This is a genomic window from Mesorhizobium sp. BR115XR7A (genome assembly GCF_020165315.1).
GTDB classification, from domain to species: Bacteria; Pseudomonadota; Alphaproteobacteria; order Rhizobiales; family Rhizobiaceae; genus Mesorhizobium; species Mesorhizobium australicum.
Window position 1 is genome coordinate 217802 of record NZ_JAIUHW010000011.1, and the last position, 14979, is coordinate 232780.

The 14979-nt window shown below is 64.9% G+C and carries 17 protein-coding genes; 7 read left to right on the forward strand and 10 right to left on the reverse strand.

The features are described from left to right. Positions 1-19: 19 nt before the first annotated feature. Complete coding sequence (locus LB557_RS23550; protein WP_224642704.1) at positions 20-1243, reverse strand: argininosuccinate synthase; 1224 nt, start codon at positions 1241-1243, stop codon at positions 20-22. A 325-nt stretch (positions 1244-1568) separates the two neighbouring features. Between LB557_RS23550 and LB557_RS23555 the strand changes: the two genes are divergently transcribed. Continuing rightward, complete coding sequence (locus LB557_RS23555; protein ID WP_015314951.1) at positions 1569-2210, forward strand: LysE family translocator; 642 nt, start codon at positions 1569-1571, stop codon at positions 2208-2210. On the opposite strand, the gene LB557_RS23560 is transcribed toward LB557_RS23555, so the two are convergent. Genes LB557_RS23560 through rlmN form a run of 3 tightly spaced genes read right to left on the reverse strand, consistent with a single transcriptional unit; the run spans position 2182 to position 4333 of the window. Next, positions 2182-2655, reverse strand: coding sequence for a hypothetical protein (locus tag LB557_RS23560; protein ID WP_015314950.1), 474 nt, complete (start codon positions 2653-2655; stop codon positions 2182-2184). The two genes, LB557_RS23555 and LB557_RS23560, sit on opposite strands and share 29 nt — an antisense overlap. Continuing rightward, positions 2652-3101 carry a hypothetical protein gene (locus tag LB557_RS23565; protein ID WP_224642705.1) on the reverse strand — a complete coding sequence of 150 codons (450 nt, stop codon included), beginning with the start codon at positions 3099-3101 and terminating at the stop codon, positions 2652-2654. Before LB557_RS23565 ends, LB557_RS23560 begins: the two co-directional genes overlap by 4 nt. Next, positions 3098-4333 (reverse strand): 23S rRNA (adenine(2503)-C(2))-methyltransferase RlmN, encoded by a 1236-nt coding sequence (gene rlmN / locus LB557_RS23570; protein ID WP_140618248.1) that lies wholly within the window; start codon positions 4331-4333, stop codon positions 3098-3100. The genes LB557_RS23565 and rlmN overlap by 4 nt, the downstream gene beginning before the upstream one ends. 275 nt (positions 4334-4608) lie before the next feature. Between rlmN and LB557_RS23575 the strand changes: the two genes are divergently transcribed. After that, on the forward strand, positions 4609-4908 hold the full coding sequence (locus LB557_RS23575; RefSeq protein WP_015314947.1) for a hypothetical protein: 300 nt from the start codon (positions 4609-4611) through the stop codon (positions 4906-4908). Between the two features lie 80 nt (positions 4909-4988). On the opposite strand, the gene LB557_RS23580 is transcribed toward LB557_RS23575, so the two are convergent. Further along, entirely contained in the window at positions 4989-5546 is a 558-nt protein-coding gene (locus LB557_RS23580; RefSeq protein WP_224642707.1) for a DUF305 domain-containing protein, read from the reverse strand. Between the two features lie 128 nt (positions 5547-5674). On the opposite strand from LB557_RS23580, the gene LB557_RS23585 reads away from it, so the two are divergent. Beyond that, on the forward strand, positions 5675-7030 hold the full coding sequence (locus tag LB557_RS23585) for a chloride channel protein (RefSeq protein ID WP_140660410.1): 1356 nt from the start codon (positions 5675-5677) through the stop codon (positions 7028-7030). A 54-nt stretch (positions 7031-7084) separates the two neighbouring features. On the opposite strand, the gene LB557_RS23590 is transcribed toward LB557_RS23585, so the two are convergent. From LB557_RS23590 to LB557_RS23600, 3 genes are all read right to left on the reverse strand, one after another. After that, on the reverse strand, positions 7085-7588 hold the full coding sequence (locus LB557_RS23590) for an invasion associated locus B family protein (RefSeq protein WP_015314944.1): 504 nt from the start codon (positions 7586-7588) through the stop codon (positions 7085-7087). A gap of 286 nt (positions 7589-7874) precedes the next feature. Continuing rightward, on the reverse strand, positions 7875-8237 hold the full coding sequence (locus LB557_RS23595) for a YkvA family protein (protein ID WP_015314943.1): 363 nt from the start codon (positions 8235-8237) through the stop codon (positions 7875-7877). A gap of 138 nt (positions 8238-8375) precedes the next feature. Next, a complete protein-coding gene (locus LB557_RS23600; protein ID WP_015314942.1) occupies positions 8376-8672 on the reverse strand; it encodes a 4a-hydroxytetrahydrobiopterin dehydratase in 297 nt (98 codons plus the stop codon). A gap of 50 nt (positions 8673-8722) precedes the next feature. On the opposite strand from LB557_RS23600, the gene LB557_RS23605 reads away from it, so the two are divergent. Further along, the gene (locus LB557_RS23605; protein ID WP_015314941.1) at positions 8723-9241 is read left to right on the forward strand and encodes a low molecular weight protein-tyrosine-phosphatase; all 519 of its coding nucleotides are present in this window, start codon (positions 8723-8725) and stop codon (positions 9239-9241) included. Here the strand turns inward: LB557_RS23605 and thpR are convergent. Next, complete coding sequence (thpR, locus tag LB557_RS23610; RefSeq protein ID WP_140618242.1) at positions 9145-9741, reverse strand: RNA 2',3'-cyclic phosphodiesterase; 597 nt, start codon at positions 9739-9741, stop codon at positions 9145-9147. The two genes, LB557_RS23605 and thpR, sit on opposite strands and share 97 nt — an antisense overlap. 139 nt (positions 9742-9880) lie before the next feature. Next, on the reverse strand, positions 9881-10525 hold the full coding sequence (locus tag LB557_RS23615) for an arylesterase (RefSeq protein ID WP_015314939.1): 645 nt from the start codon (positions 10523-10525) through the stop codon (positions 9881-9883). Positions 10526-10610: 85 nt separating this feature from the next. On the opposite strand from LB557_RS23615, the gene LB557_RS23620 reads away from it, so the two are divergent. The 3 genes from LB557_RS23620 to LB557_RS23630 all read left to right on the forward strand — a co-directional run bounded on the left by LB557_RS23620 (position 10611) and on the right by LB557_RS23630 (position 14855). After that, positions 10611-11306 (forward strand): ABC transporter ATP-binding protein, encoded by a 696-nt coding sequence (locus LB557_RS23620; RefSeq protein ID WP_140712193.1) that lies wholly within the window; start codon positions 10611-10613, stop codon positions 11304-11306. After that, positions 11306-13855, forward strand: coding sequence for an ABC transporter permease (locus LB557_RS23625; protein WP_224642709.1), 2550 nt, complete (start codon positions 11306-11308; stop codon positions 13853-13855). The genes LB557_RS23620 and LB557_RS23625 overlap by 1 nt, the downstream gene beginning before the upstream one ends. Before the next feature lie 226 nt (positions 13856-14081). Continuing rightward, complete coding sequence (locus tag LB557_RS23630; protein ID WP_140703759.1) at positions 14082-14855, forward strand: Bax inhibitor-1/YccA family protein; 774 nt, start codon at positions 14082-14084, stop codon at positions 14853-14855. Positions 14856-14979: the final 124 nt, after the last annotated feature.

Here is a 14979-nt window from a genome sequence, read left to right on the forward strand (position 1 = left end):
CCGAGACAGCGCATTCCGTCTAGCTGTTGCGGTTGCGCGCGGCCAATGTCCGCAGCCTCAGCGCATTGAGGCGGATGAAGCCGGCGGCGTCCTTCTGGTCATAGGCGCCACGGTCGTCCTCGAAGGTGACCAGCGCGTCGGAATAGAGCGTCTTCCCAGATTTGCGGCCGGTGACCATGACATTGCCCTTGTAGAGCTTCAGCCGCACCGTGCCTTCGACGTCTTCCTGGCTCTTGTCGATCATCGCCTGCAGCATCAGGCGCTCGGGCGAGAACCAGAAGCCGTTGTAGATGAGCTCCGCGTAGCGCGGCATGAACTCGTCCTTGAGGTGCGCGGCACCCCGGTCGAGCGTGATCGATTCAATGGCGCGATGGGCCACGATCAGGATAGCGCCTCCCGGCGTTTCATACACGCCTCGCGATTTCATGCCGACGAAACGGTTCTCGACCAGGTCGAGCCGGCCTACGCCATTGTCGCGGCCGAAATCGTTGAGCGCCGCCAGCATGGTGGCCGGCGACAGCTTCTTGCCGTTGAGCGCGACCGGGTCGCCCTTCAGGAATTCGATCTCGATCTCGGTGACGGCATCCGGCGCGTCCATCGGCGACACGGTGCGCTGGTGCACGAATTCCGGCGGCTCGCTCCATGGGTCTTCCAGCACCTTGCCCTCGGAGGACGAGTGCAGCAGATTTGCGTCGACGGAGAACGGTGCGTCGCCCCTCTTGTCCTTCGGCACCGGGATCTGGTGCTGTTCGGCGAAGTTCATCAGGTCGGTGCGCGATTTGAACGACCAGTCGCGCCACGGCGCGATGACCTTGATGTCGGGGTTGAGCGCATAGGCCGAAAGCTCGAAACGGACCTGGTCGTTGCCCTTGCCGGTGGCGCCATGCGCGATGGCGTCGGCGCCGGTTTCCCTGGCGATCTCGACCAGGTGCTTGGAGATCAGCGGCCGCGCGATCGAGGTGCCCAGGAGATAGGTGCCTTCATAGACGGTGTTGGCGCGGAACATCGGGAAGACGAAGTCGGCGACGAATTCCTCGCGTACGTCGACGACGCGGATGTCCTTGATCCCCATCATCTCGGCCTTGCGGCGCGCCGGCTCCAGTTCGCCGCCCTGGCCGAGATCGGCGGTGAAGGTGACGACTTCGGCCCCGAGTTCGGTCTGCAGCCATTTCAGAATGATGGATGTGTCGAGGCCGCCGGAATAGGCGAGCACGACCTTCTTGACGTCTTTGATCTTGGACATTTCTGCTCCGTCGAAAAGCGGACGCCTGAGGCAAGGCGCCACGGATTGTCGGAGCGCCTTTTAGCAGGAACGGCAAAGCGAGCAAGCGCACGCGGCGCAAGGTTGCTGATCCAGCGCGGCAGTGCGACGCCGGGCTTGATCGGGAGGACCGATCCCGGGGCCATGCGGCCGGTTACCAGGCGCTCAAGAACGCCGCCTGTAAGCTGGCGAAATGTAAGCTGGCAAAACTGGCCGAACCGCTCCAACTCCACCGGAGGACGCGCTGGCCCATCTGGCGCCGGCGAGACGGGTCCTGTATAGCCGACGCGTTCCCCCGGGGCCCGCCATGTCCTTCATTCCCGACACCACCACGCTGATCCAGTTCGCCATCGCCACCGTCATCCTGGCGATCACGCCAGGCCCTGACATGACGCTGTTCGTGTCGCGCACGCTGAGCCAGGGCCGCGCCACCGGCTTTGCCTCGATGGCCGGCGCGCTGTGCGGCACGTTGATCCACACCACGCTGGTGGTGGTCGGCGTCTCGGCGCTGATCGTCGCCTCGCCGATGGCTTTCTTCGTGCTGAAGATCTTTGGCGCCGGCTATCTCGTCTTCCTAGCCTGGCAGGCGATCGCCAAGGGCTCGGCTTTCTCGCCGGAAAAGAAGACCGGTCCGCGGATTTCCTTGTTGCGCAGCTGGGCAGCGGGGCTCGGCGTCAATTTGCTCAACCCGAAGATCATCCTGTTCTTCATGACCTTCCTGCCGCAATTCGTCTCCGCGCACGATCCGAACGCGCCGGGGAAGCTGTTCTTCCTCGGCTCCATGTTCATCGTGCTGTCGATCCCGGTGACGGTACCGATGGTGCTGGCGGCGGAAAAATTCTCGGCGGCAATGAAAGCCAGCCCCCGTGTGACGCGGGTGGTCGACTATCTCTTCGCCGGCGTGTTCTCGGCGTTCGCGCTCAAGATCCTGACGGCCCAGGCGAAGTAGAGACCTTCCACCAGCTTCCCGCCCAGCGCCCGGCGGCAAGCCAATAGAAGATCCCGCCGACCATGCCGCCACCGAGCACCGCCATGATGGCGCTGGCTTCGGTGACCGCGAAAGGGGAATCGCGGACATTGTCGACGAGGCCGAGGAAAACCCCCGCCACCACCGCGCCGGCGAGCGCGTAGAACAACCAGTCGCGCCGGCCGAGGATTTCGGCAATCAGGATGACGATCGCCGCCGGCATGAAGCCGAAATAGGCGACGAACAGGGCGACGAAGGGAATTGAAAAATAGAGCGATGCCGTTGCCGCCGGATGCGCTTGCGCCGGCGCGTAGCCGAGCGAGGCCAGGAACAGGATGTTGAGGAAGGCGCTCGCCGCCAGCGAGGCGACGGCATAACCGAACAGGATGATGGCGAAGCGCACGATGTAGGCGACGAGACGGTTCATCGGGGATCATGGCCCTTGAGACGACCGGAGCTGCGTCCGGCCAGAAGCCAGTAGACCCAGCCGGCGGCAATGCCGGCGGCGGCCAGAAAACCCAGGAAGCCCGGATTGAAAACAAAGCCTCCAGCGGAGCCCGGCACAAAAACACCGAAGGCGATCGACGTGACCGCGCCCGTGACGGCGAAGTAGAACCATCCTCGCAGCGCCAGCCGTTCGGCGACGAAGATCGCCGGGCCGACGATCAGCAGCGCGCAGATCGCCACGGTCAACACGGCGAGCGGGAAGGAGGCCAGCCAGTCGAATGTGAAAATGATCGACCAGTTGCCGTCCTCGATCCCGGCCAGAAGAACGATCAGCAGCACCGGCACCAGGATCGAGGTCAGCACGGCGGCGAGGTAGCCGACTGCGATCATGGCGAAGCGTGTGAGGCCGGCGACGAGACGGCTCACACCTCGCCGTGCCCCGCGATCATCATGGCTTCCAGCGCCAGCCGGTCGACCTTGCGCATGCGTTCTGATTCCGACTTCAGCTGACCGCAGGCGGCCAGGATGTCGCGGCCGCGCGGCGTGCGGATCGGCGAGGCATAGCCGGCATTGTTGATGTAGTCGGCGAACTTCTCGATCGTCTCCCAGTCCGAGCACTGGTAGTTGGTGCCCGGCCACGGGTTGAACGGGATCAGGTTTATCTTGGCCGGAATCCCCTTGAGCAGCTTGATCAGCCCCTTGGCGTCCTCGATGGAATCGTTGACGTCCTTCAGCATCACATATTCGAAGGTGATGCGCTTGGCGTTGGAGAGGCCGGGATAGGCGCGGCAGGCGGCGATCAGCTCCTTCAGCGGATACTTCTTGTTGATCGGTACCAGAAGGTCGCGCAGATCGTCGTTGGTCGCATGCAGCGAGATCGCCAGCATGACGCCGATCTCCTCGCCGGTGCGGAAAATCTCGGGCACGACGCCGGAGGTCGACAGCGTGATGCGACGCTTCGACAGGGACAGGCCGTCGCCGTCGGAGGCGATCAGCAGCGCCTTCTTCACCGCCTCGAAATTATAGAGCGGCTCGCCCATGCCCATCATGACGATGTTGGACACTTTCCGGCCCTCGGCCGGCACGATGGCGCCATCCGGCGTGTCGCGGTCGGGGAAGTCGCCGAGCCGGTCGCGCGCGGTGAGCAACTGCGCCAGGATTTCTTCCGCGGTCAGGTTGCGCACCAACTTCTGCGTGCCGGTGTGGCAGAACGAACAGGTCAGCGTGCAGCCGACCTGCGAGGAGATGCACAGCGTGCCACGGCCTTCCTCGGGGATATAGACGGTCTCGATCTCGACCGGCCGGCCGGCGCCGCGGGGCGGAAAGCGGAACAGCCACTTTCGCGTGCCGTCGGCGGAAATCTGCTCCTCGACGATCTCGGGCCGGGCGACGGTGAAATGCTTGTCGAGTTCGGCGCGCAGATCCTTGGAGATGTTGAACATGCCGGCGAAGTCGGAAACGCCGCGCACATACATCCAGTGCCAGAGCTGCTGGGCGCGCATCTTTGCCTGGCGCTCCGGCACGGTGCCGGATTCGACGAGAGCGGCGGCGAGTTCCGTCCGCGTGAGGCCGATCAGCGATGGCTTTTCGGTCCGCGCGGCACGGCCGCGCAAGGCGTCACGGGCGCCTTCGGCGGTAAGGTCGAGTGAAAGGGTCATGGTTGCACAGATATAAGCGGTTTGCGGCCGATTTCATCCATCGGCCCGATATGAAGCGCGGCGCATAGCACAGGTTGAGCGCGAAGTCATGCCGTGCACGCCAAACTGGAGCCGGCCGTCGGTGTCCCGATCGCCACCGTCCCCGTGAAGGACGATCGCCGGTGGACGCGATGTCGTTGGCGGCGATCACTTAGTCGTGTTGGCGTAACGATCCCCATCGCGCCTTCGAACCCTGAATGGGGCAACTGTGCCCCTACAGAATGGGAGTATGCAGGATGAAATCGATCAAGCTCGCCGTCGTTGCCGGCTTCGCCGCTCTTTGCGCCTCGCAGGCGTTTGCCGAGGACGCGATGGGCACCATGAGCATGATGAAAGGCGGACAAGTGACGGCGATCATGCCCGACGGGCATATGGGCACCATGACGCCGGACGCGAAGATGGGCGCCGACATGATGAAGATGGCCAAGCCGATCAAGCACTGCATGATGATGATGACCGACGCCAAGGGCAAAGCCTACATGATCGACACCTCGACCAAGAAGGCCCAGGCCGAATGTGAAAAAATGGCTATGTGACGATCCCGCAAGGAATGTTCCCGCCGGCTTGGAGGCCGGCGGGACGAGCGGCTTCCATATCCGCGCGTCCATCTCCGCGCCTACCTGTCGATGGACAGCGTATCGATCCCGGTGCTCTGGTCGGTTTCCGGCGGTGGCGGCGCGGCCCCGCGGGCTCGGTAGGACGGCAGGTCGGGAGCGCCGGCCGCTACGGGATTGGCGTCGAGCCGCGCGATCAGACGCTTCATTTGCGTGATCTCGCGCACCTGGGCGTCGATGATGCCGTCCGCCAGCTTTCGCACCTCCGGGTCGCGGATATGGGCGCGTTCGCTGGTCATGATCGCGATCGAGTGGTGCGGGATCATGGCCTTCATGTAAGAGACGTCGCTCACGGTTTCCTGGCTTCTGACCAGCCACAAGGCACCAGCGAATACCAGCATGCCGCCGATGACGATGCCTACATTCGCGGCCACGCTCTCGTACATCCCCCACATGAAGCCGATCATGACGATGGCCATGGCGGCGCCCATCACGATGGCCATCCACACCCGGGTCTGGCTGAAGAAAACATGATCCAGCGCATAGGTGTTCAGGTACATGAGCCCGTACATGAGGACCGTGGAAACCAGGATCATCGCGGCGAATCTGACATAGCTCATGACTGCGGGCTCCTTGTTCAAAGGGACACAACCGCGACGGTGGGCTTTTGATCCCGTCCGATCGGCAGACTCACACTTGATCGGCGTCATGCCTGTGTTAGGGCTGGGTTTTCCCCCCGAGGGCAGACATGGCCGGCCAATCGCGAAAACACCCCATGCTGCGGCGTTCGCGCGCCATGTGGGCCTCGCGCCGCGTCTGGCAGCCACGTCTGGTGTTCTGGGCCGGTGCGATCTCGATCGGCCTGATCAGCGTGCTCTTTGCCGTGCTGGCCGACAAGGCGCAGGCGCTGTTTCATGTCGTGATCGGCAATGACGGCGGCTGGCGTTTCTATCTGCCGCTGGCCATCACGCCGCTCGGCTTTGTGCTGTGCGCCTGGCTGGCGCACGCCTTCTTCCCGGGCTCGCAAGGCAGCGGCATTCCGCAGGCGATCGCCGCCCGCCACCTGCGCGACGATGACGACCGCAGCCATATCCTGTCGCTCAGGCTGGTGGCGGGCAAGATCGCGCTCACCCTTGTCGGCCTGTTCTGCGGCGCTTCGATCGGCCGCGAGGGACCGACCGTACAGGTCGGCGCGTCGCTGATGCTGCAGGCGGCGCGTTGGGGCGGCATGGCGCAGGCGCGCGGCCTGATCCTGGCCGGCTCGGCGGCGGGCATCGCGGCGGCGTTCAACACCCCGCTCGCCGGCATCGTCTTCGCCATCGAGGAAATGGGCCGCACCTATGAGGCGCGCACCAACGGGCTGGTGCTGACCGCGGTCATCCTGGCCGGCCTCGCCTCGCTCGGCGTGCTCGGCAACTACACCTATTTCGGCGTGTCCAAGGAGACGATCTCGTTTGCCGTCGACTGGCCGCTGGTGATCGCCTGCGGCGTCATCGGCGGCGGCTTTGGCGCCTTGTTCTCGTTGCTGGCGTTGAAGGCGACGCGGCGTATCCGACGCTGGAACGCGCTGCAGCCGCTGTGGCGCGCGCTGCTGGTGGCCGCGATCTGCGGACTGGCGGTCGCGGTGATTGGTATCGCCTCGGGCGGGCTGACCTTCGGCACCGGCTACGCGCAGGCGCGCAGCGCGGTCGAAGGCACGCCGCTGCCCTGGTTTTTCTTTGCCGAGAAATTCGCGGCCGGCCTGCTGTCGATGATCTCAGGCATTCCCGGCGGCATCTTCGCGCCCTCGCTGGCGGTCGGCGCCGGCATCGGCAGCTCGCTCGGCCTGATGTTCGGGAGCAGCGCGGGCGTCGCGGCCCTGCTCGGCATGGCGGGCTATTTCGCCGGCGTCGTGCAAGCGCCGATGACGGCTTTCGTCATCATCCTCGAAATGACCGGCAATCACGACAATGTCATCGGCCTGATGCTGGCTTCGATGCTGGGCTACGGCACGGCGCGGCTGATCTCGCACGAGCCGCTTTATCACGCCCTGTCGCGGGTGTTCATCGCCGAGGCGATCCGGCGGCGGCGGGCGGAGGCCGCACCGGAATCAGGGCTGGGCTGAAAAAGCAAAGGCCGGGCGTTACGGCCCGGCCTTCGGTTCAAAAACGAAGATGGCCTATTTGCACTTGGCGATCGAGGACAGCGCCGCCGAAATGCCCTTAAGCGAGAAGACATAGTTCGTGGGATTGCCGCGGCCCGACTTCGCCGACACCTTCATGTCGGTTCCGGTCTTCATCGCGGCGATCAGCACTGGCTCTTCCGCCGCGTTCTCGACCCAGGCCGATTTGCCGCGCGTGAACATCGAGAAGCTCTTCTTGTCGATGGTGACGGTGGCCTTGGAACCTTCCTGGAAATTGTAGCCGGCGATGAACTGAGGCTCATAGGACACTTGCTGGCCGGGCCGCTGGCTGACGAAGAAGAACATGTCGCCATGGTCGAGCGTCGGCGGCTGCTTGTCGGTCGGCACGGTCAGCACGTAGCAGACCTTGCCGCCCGAAGCCTGGTAGCTGTAGGTGCCCCAGGCATTGTGCTGGCCGATCTTGGTCGCCTGCTGCGCCAGCGCCGGCGCCGCCGAGGCCGCCAGGACCAAGCTCGAAACTAGTGCAATCAATCCGCGCATCGTTTTTCCCGTATTCCAAATGGTGCGGAGGCGGGCCGCGTGGCGTCCTGCCGTCGCTTCATTTTGATTTAATCTGGGTTACCAAACGGTGAATTTCCCAAGAGAAAAGGACCTTCACCCCAGGAAACCGCCGCCATTTCCGCGCCGCCGCCTTGTCAGCGGCCGGCTCGGTGTCCCTTTGGGGACTTGGAGGCCACGAAAACGGCAAGAGTTTGACTTCTAACCCGCCGCTGAACGCCCCTGTCCAGCGGTCGAGCCGTCGCGGCGGGATTCGGCCGGCGGGACTTCAGCTCTTATCGGCGATGGCGTCCTTGGCGGCTTGCCGGTGCGCGGGCGTGATATGGGCGCTGACAGCGGTGATCGCGGCGGTCAGCACGGCGATGTCGTCGGTGAAGCCGAGACCGAAGATGAAGTCGGGGATGAGGTCGACCGGCAGGACGAAATAGCCGAGCGCGGCCACCAATATGCCCTTGGCGCGCAGCGGCGTCTTCTTGTCCATGGCGCAGTAATAGGCGGCGACGACATCTTCCATGAACGGAATCTGCCGAGCGGCCTTCCTGGCCGTGCGCCAGAACTTTTCGCGCACTTCGCCTTCGCCGGCCAGCTTGTCGCCAAAGCCGAAGAAATCAAAACCGGATTCTTGCGCCATCAATCTCTCCTTGCGGGCCTCATGCGCGTCTCAGCGCACGTCCGCCGATCAAAATGTGGTGAAAGCTTAACCCGGCTGCAAGATGCGGGCGCCGATTTGCCGGGTCCGCGCCGGGCCTGGACGTTGGACAGCCCGTGTTCAGCCGCCGAAATAGCGGTTCATCTTCTTCGCCAATTCGATGTCGAGCGCCGTCACGCCGCCGGCGTCATGCGTATTCAGGGTAACGCTGACGGTCTTGTAGACATTCGACCAATCGGGATGGTGGTCCATCTTCTCGGCGGTCAGCGCCACCCTGGTCATGAAGGCGAAGGCTTCGGAGAAATTGGCGAAGGTGAAGGTGCGGCCGATCGAGGCGCCGTCGTCCGCCAGTGCCCAGCCATCAAGCCCTGTGAGCGCTGCTTCGGCGGCCTCCCTGCCCAGTTTCTCTCTCGTCATGTCCGCTTCCCGTGCTATTGGGCTGAAGTCGTCACCATAGCGCCGGATCCATGATCGCGAAGCCCATAAATTCCATTCTTTTCGTCTGCCTCGGCAACATCTGCCGGTCGCCGCTGGCCGAAGGCATCCTTGGCGCCGTGCTGGCTGAGCGCGGATATGGCGGCGATATCGTGCTCGATTCGGCCGCGACCAGCGGCTGGGAGGTCGGCTCCGCTCCCGACCCGCGCTCGATCGCCATCGCGTCTCACCATGGCATCGACATCTCGCGGCAGCGGGCGCGCAAGATCATGCCGGAGGATTTTCACCGCTTCGACCTGATCTTCGGCATGGACCGGTCCAACGTCGCCGACCTGAAGGCGCTGGCGCCGGCGGCGGTGCGCGACCGTATCCACCTGTTCCTGGAATTCGCCGAGGGAAGGCCGCGCGATGTACCGGACCCCTACTATGAGGACCAGCAAGCGTTTGCCGAGGTCTATCGCATGATCCGCGAGGCGTCGGAGGTGCTGGCGACACGGCTGGCGGCACGCGTATCGACGCCGGACAGCGGCCATGCCTCCTCGACAATATAGGGGCCGCCACCCACCGAATCGCGCGACGACATCAGCACGAAACGGCCGATGCGGAACGGCAGCGTCGAGAAATTGCCGCGCGCCGACAGATATTGGGCGACGTCGAGCGGGCTCGAATTGCGCAGCCGCGCCAGCGTCACATGCGGCATGAACCTGCGCGGATCGGCGGGAATGCCGAGCCGCTGGCAGATGCGCTCGATTTCGGCCTGAAGAGCCGCCATATCGGGCGAGGGCGAAGCGCCGGCCCACACCGCATGCGGCTTCTTCTGGCCGAAAGCGCCGACACCGGACAAGGTCAGCGAGAAGGAAGGGCGATGCACCCGGTCGAGCGCGTTGGCGATCTCGTCGGCGACATGGCCCTGGACGTCGCCGATGAAGCGTAGCGTCAGATGGTAGTTTTCGACGTCGATCCAGCGGGCCCCGGGCAGGCCGCCCCGGAGCAGGGACAGCGAAAGGGCGGCATCACGCGGAATTTCGAGGGCGGTGAAAAGACGCGGCATGAAGAGCCTCCCTTCCTCGAATCGAAACTGTCATCCCTAGCGAATCATCGATAATCAAATGGAGCAAGTGGTTTGTTGGTCGCGGATGCAATCTACATGCAATCTAAAGCTTCCGCGGCGGAACCGGTTCCATCCGACGTCACGATCCGCCTGGCGCCGCCGCCATGGCCTTCTCGACGGTAGGCAGGATGCGTTCGACCATCAGGTCGACGCCGCGAGCACTCGGATGCAGGCCGTCCTCGAGCTGCAGGCCGGGCTGGCCGGCGACGCCGTCGAGGAAGAACGGGTAGAGCGGAACATCGTATTTGCCGGCCAGGTCGGCAAAGATGGCGTCGAAGGCGCTCTGGTAGTCGGCCCCGAGATTGGGCGCCGCCCGCATGCCGGCCAGCAGCACGGCAATCTTGCGCTCTTTGAGCCTGCCTAGCATCTCGTCCAGGTTCCGTTTCGTAATGTCGGGCGCGACGCCGCGCAGCATGTCGTTGGCGCCGAGTTCGAGGATCACCAGCTGCGTGCCCTCAGGCACCGACCAGTCGAGCCGCGCCAGGCCGCCGCTGGAGGTGTCGCCGGAGACGCCGGCATTGGCGACGATGACGTCATGGCCCTTGGCGCGAAGTGCTGCCTGCAATTTGTCGGTAAAGCCCTCGCCCGGGCCAAGGCCGTACCCCGCCATCAGGCTGTCACCGAAGCCGACGATCTTGAAAGGCGCGGCGCGCGCCGACGAAATGCCGCCGCAGATGGCGAGGAAAACGACCAGACCTGCGGCAAAGCGGCGTTTGAAAGACATGCGGCAGGCCCCATATGACAGAGAATTCTTCCGGCGATGGCTTCCGACAGGCAGAGCCTCCCTTTCCATATAGGACGCTTTCATTTTGACAGAAGCCGTCATCGCGCTGAAAGACGTATCCCTGACACTCGGCGAAGGCGCTTCGTCGGTTCATGTATTGAAGGGCGTCAGCCTCGACGTCGCGCGCGGCGAGGCGACGGGTATCGTCGGTCCGTCGGGGTCCGGCAAGTCGACATTGCTGATGGTGCTGGCCGGGCTGGAGCGGGTCGATTCCGGTACGGTGCGCCTTGCCGGCGAACTGCTCAACGGTAAAAGCGAGGACCAGGTCGCTTCGTTTCGCGGCCGAAACATTGGCATCGTGTTCCAGTCCTTCCACCTCATCCCCAATATGACGGCGCTCGAAAATGTCGCCGTGCCGCTGGAACTGGCCGGCCACGCCGATCCCTTCTCGGTGGCGGAGCGGGAACTGGCGGCCGTCGGCCTCAGCGACCGCGTCACCCATTATCCTGGCGAACTCTCCGGCGGCGAGCAGCAGCGCGTGGCGATCGCCCGGGCGCTGGCACCATCGCCGCGCATCCTGATCGCCGACGAGCCGACCGGCAATCTCGATCAGGCGACGGGGCGGCAGGTCGCCGATCTGCTGTTCGCCAAGGCCGCCGAACGCGGCATGACGCTGGTGCTGGTCACCCACGATCCGGCGCTCGCGGCGCGCTGCTCGCGCCAGGTTTCGATGCGCTCCGGCCGGATCGAGGCGCCGCCGCCGGTCAGGATCACCGCCTGATGCCGCTGGCGCGGACCTTGAAGCTTGCCATCCGCTTCTCGCTGCGCGAGATGCGCGGCGGCCTGTCCGGCTTCCTCATCTTCCTCGCCTGCATCGCGCTCGGCGTGGCGGCTATCGGCGGCGTCAATTCGGTGGCCCGCTCCATCACCGCCGGTGTCGCCGATCAGGGCCAGACGCTGCTCGGCGGCGATCTTCGCTTCCAGATCAACCAGCGCGACGCCAGCCAGGCAGAACTTGGCTTTCTCGACGGGCTGGGCGTGGTTTCGCATACCGCCGGCATGCGCTCGATGGCGCGCCTGGCTGACGGATCCGACCAGGCGCTGGTCGAGGCCAAGGCTGTCGACGAGGCCTATCCGCTCTATGGCGCGCTGGAAACCGAACCGGTGCTGACGAAGCAGGAACTGTTCGGCAGGCAGTTCGGCGTTTTCGGCGCCGCGGCACCCGATCTCTTGTTCGAACGGCTGCATCTCAAGATCGGCGACCGGCTGAAGCTCGGCACCGCCACGTTCGAACTGCGCGCCAGGCTGGTGGCCGAGCCCGACGCGGTCTCCGATGGGTTCGGCTTCGCGCCAAGGCTGATGATCTCGACCGAGGGCCTGGCCGCCACTGGGCTGATCCAGCCTGGCAGCCTGGTCGAGAACGCCTACAAGGTCCGGCTGCCCGCCGGTGCCGACGAGGCGCGGCTCAAGGCCATCCAGGACCAGGCGGCCAAGGATTTTCCGCAGGCCGGCTGGTCGATCCGCACGCGCAGCAACGCCGCACCGGCGTTATCCTCCAATATCGAACGCTTCTCGCAGTTCCTGACGCTGGTCGGGCTCACCGCGCTGGTGGTCGGCGGCGTCGGCGTCGCCAATGCGGTGCGCGCCTATCTCGACGGCAAGCGCGGCGTCATCGCCACCTTCAAGAGCCTGGGGGCGTCCGGCGGCTTCGTCTTTGCCGTCTACCTCGTGCAGATCCTGATCATCGCGGCACTTGGCATCGTGCTCGGCCTGGTGCTCGGGGCGCTGATGCCGTTCGCGGCGAGTGCCGCGCTTCAGTCGGTCATTCCGGTGCCGGCGCAGGGCGGCTTCTATCCCGGCGCGCTCGCCATGGCGGCCCTGTTCGGCCTGCTGGTGACGCTGGCCTTCGCGCTGCTGCCGCTCGGTCGCGCCCGTGACGTGCCGGCAACCGCGCTGTTCCGGGAGATGGGACTGGAAGGCCGGGGCCTGCCGCGCCCCGTCTATGTCGTTTGCGCGCTCGGCATCGCGCTTTTCCTGGCAGCGCTGGCGATCCTGTTTTCGGGCGACCAGCGCATCGCCTCGATCTTCGTCGGCGCCACCGTTTTTGCTTTCCTGGTGCTGCGTCTCGTCGGCGGACTGGTGCAATGGGCAGCCCGGAAAAGCCCGCGCGTGCGCTTTGTCGCGCTCAGGCTCGCCATCGGCAACATCCACCGGCCCGGGGCGCTGACGCCGTCCGTGGTGCTGTCGCTGGGGCTTGGACTGACGCTCTTGGTGACACTGGCGCTGATCGACGGGAACCTCAGGCGCCAGATCTCCGGCAGCCTGCCGGAGCGGGCGCCGAACTTCTTCTTCGTCGACATCCAGGGCAGCGAAGTCGATGCGTTCTCCTCGCTGATCGCGAAGGAGGTGCCGCGGGGAACGCTGGCCAAGGTGCCGATGCTGCGCGGCCGGGTCATGGCTCTCAACGGCGTCGATGTCGACAAGGTCAAGGTGCCGGCCGAGGGCGCCTGGGTGCTGAAGGGAGATCGCGGCCTGACCTATGACACCAGGCAACCGGAAAACGCGACGCTGACAGAGGGCAAATGGTGGGCCGACAACTATGCCAGCGAGCCGCTGGTTTCGTTTTCCGACAAGGAAGGCAAGGAAATCGGGCTGAAGCTCGGCGACACCATCACCGTCAATGTGCTCGGCCGCAATGTCACCGCCCGCATCGCTAATTTCCGCCAGGTCGAGTGGGAGACGATGGGCATCAATTTCGTCATGGTGTTCTCGCCCAACACATTCGCCGGCGCCCCGCATGGCTGGATAGCCACGCTCACCGAAAAGAACGCCTCGGCGGCCGACGACGCGCGCGTCCTCAACGCCGTCACCCGCGCCTTCCCCGCCGTGACGACGGTGCGGGTCAAGGATGCACTCGACATCGTCAACCGGCTGGTCGGCCAGCTCGGCACGGCGATCCGGGCCGCAGCCGGCGTGGCGCTGATCGCCTCGGTTCTGGTGCTTGCCGGCGCGCTTGCCGCCGGCAACCGGGCGCGCATCCACGACGCGGTGGTGCTGAAGACGCTGGGCGCCACCAGGCGAACGCTGATCACGGCATTCTCTCTGGAATACATGCTGATCGGACTGGCCACCGCGATCTTCGCGCTCGCCGCCGGCAGCGCCGCCGCCTGGTTCGTGGTCGCACGCATCATGACGCTGCCATCGCATTTCATGCCCGAGGTGGCGGTGGCGACGATTGCCTTTTCGCTGGTGATCACGGTCGGCATCGGCCTTGCCGGCACCTGGCGGGTGCTCGGCCACAAGGCGGCACCCGTGCTGCGAAACCTCTGATTCGCCTGCGGGCGCCGCCTGCCCGGGTTAAATCTTGGTAAGGATGCCGTCCGAAACGGCCGGCGAAGCGGCATTTTGGCCTGTCACGAACCGTTACACCCGGTTACGGTCTTGTTCTTGACGCGAATAACCATCATATTCCGCGCAGGCATGCTGGAGCCCCCCAGCGGCGCCTGGCCCGCAAGAGGCCCGACACCGGACGGGGCAGAAGCAACGAGGATTTCCAATGGCTGATCCCATTCGCAACTACCAGACGTCGGCGGTGCCCGGCGTCCGCGCCGACATCGACCAGGGTCTGCGCGCCTACATGATCAAGGTCTACAATCTGATGGGGCTTGGCCTGCTCATCACCGGCCTTGCCGCCATCGGCACGATCATGCTGGCCACCACCACCGATCCGGCTTCGGCCGTCGCGACGCTGCCGAGCGGCGAGATGCTGACCTCCTTCGGCTACGCGATCTTCGGTTCGCCGCTGCGCTGGGTTGTCATGCTGGCGCCGCTGGCCGCCGTGTTCTTCCTGTCGTTCAGGATCCAGTCGATGAGCGTCGCCGCCGCGCAGACCACCTTCTGGGTCTATGCTGGTCTGGTCGGCCTGTCGCTGTCGTCGATCTTCCTGGTCTACACCACGGCCAGCATCTCGCAGACCTTCTTCGCCACCGCCGCGGCCTTCGGCGCGCTGTCGCTGTTCGGCTACACCACCAAGCGCGACCTGTCGGCGATGGGCTCGTTCCTGATCATGGGCGTGTTCGGCATCATCATCGCGTCGGTGATCAACATCTTCCTGCAGTCGTCGGCACTGACCTTCGCCGTCTCGGCGATTGGCGTGCTGGTCTTCGCCGGCCTCACCGCCTACGACACGCAGAAGATCAAGGAGATGTATTTCGAGGGCGACGCTTCCGATGTCGCGGGCCGCAAGGCCATCATGGGCGCGCTGTCGCTCTACCTCGATTTCATCAACCTCTTCATGTTCCTGCTCCAGTTCATGGGCGACCGCCGCTAAGCGGTATTGGACCATCGACTCCTGAAAGGGCGGCCCAACGGCCGCCCTCAGATTGCTGACAAACCCCTGGCTTTTGCCGGGGGTTTTTGATTCACTGGGTCATGTTGAAGCGACCCGCCCCTGA

Excerpts from the sequence above, each read along its gene's own strand:
- LB557_RS23550 (WP_224642704.1), bottom strand. The coding sequence starts at position 1,243 with ATGTCCAAGATCAAAGACGTCAAGAAGGTCGTGCTCGCCTATTCCGGC.
- LB557_RS23555 (WP_015314951.1), top strand. The coding sequence starts at position 1,569 with ATGTCCTTCATTCCCGACACCACCACGCTGATCCAGTTCGCCATCGCC.
- LB557_RS23560 (WP_015314950.1), bottom strand. The coding sequence starts at position 2,655 with ATGAACCGTCTCGTCGCCTACATCGTGCGCTTCGCCATCATCCTGTTC.
- rlmN (WP_140618248.1), bottom strand. The coding sequence starts at position 4,333 with ATGACCCTTTCACTCGACCTTACCGCCGAAGGCGCCCGTGACGCCTTG.
- LB557_RS23575 (WP_015314947.1), top strand. The coding sequence starts at position 4,609 with ATGAAATCGATCAAGCTCGCCGTCGTTGCCGGCTTCGCCGCTCTTTGC.
- LB557_RS23580 (WP_224642707.1), bottom strand. The coding sequence starts at position 5,546 with ATGAGCTATGTCAGATTCGCCGCGATGATCCTGGTTTCCACGGTCCTC.
- LB557_RS23585 (WP_140660410.1), top strand. The coding sequence starts at position 5,675 with ATGGCCGGCCAATCGCGAAAACACCCCATGCTGCGGCGTTCGCGCGCC.
- LB557_RS23590 (WP_015314944.1), bottom strand. The coding sequence starts at position 7,588 with ATGCGCGGATTGATTGCACTAGTTTCGAGCTTGGTCCTGGCGGCCTCG.
- LB557_RS23595 (WP_015314943.1), bottom strand. The coding sequence starts at position 8,237 with ATGGCGCAAGAATCCGGTTTTGATTTCTTCGGCTTTGGCGACAAGCTG.
- LB557_RS23600 (WP_015314942.1), bottom strand. The coding sequence starts at position 8,672 with ATGACGAGAGAGAAACTGGGCAGGGAGGCCGCCGAAGCAGCGCTCACA.
- LB557_RS23605 (WP_015314941.1), top strand. The coding sequence starts at position 8,723 with ATGATCGCGAAGCCCATAAATTCCATTCTTTTCGTCTGCCTCGGCAAC.
- thpR (WP_140618242.1), bottom strand. The coding sequence starts at position 9,741 with ATGCCGCGTCTTTTCACCGCCCTCGAAATTCCGCGTGATGCCGCCCTT.
- LB557_RS23615 (WP_015314939.1), bottom strand. The coding sequence starts at position 10,525 with ATGTCTTTCAAACGCCGCTTTGCCGCAGGTCTGGTCGTTTTCCTCGCC.
- LB557_RS23625 (WP_224642709.1), top strand. The coding sequence starts at position 11,306 with ATGCCGCTGGCGCGGACCTTGAAGCTTGCCATCCGCTTCTCGCTGCGC.
- LB557_RS23630 (WP_140703759.1), top strand. The coding sequence starts at position 14,082 with ATGGCTGATCCCATTCGCAACTACCAGACGTCGGCGGTGCCCGGCGTC.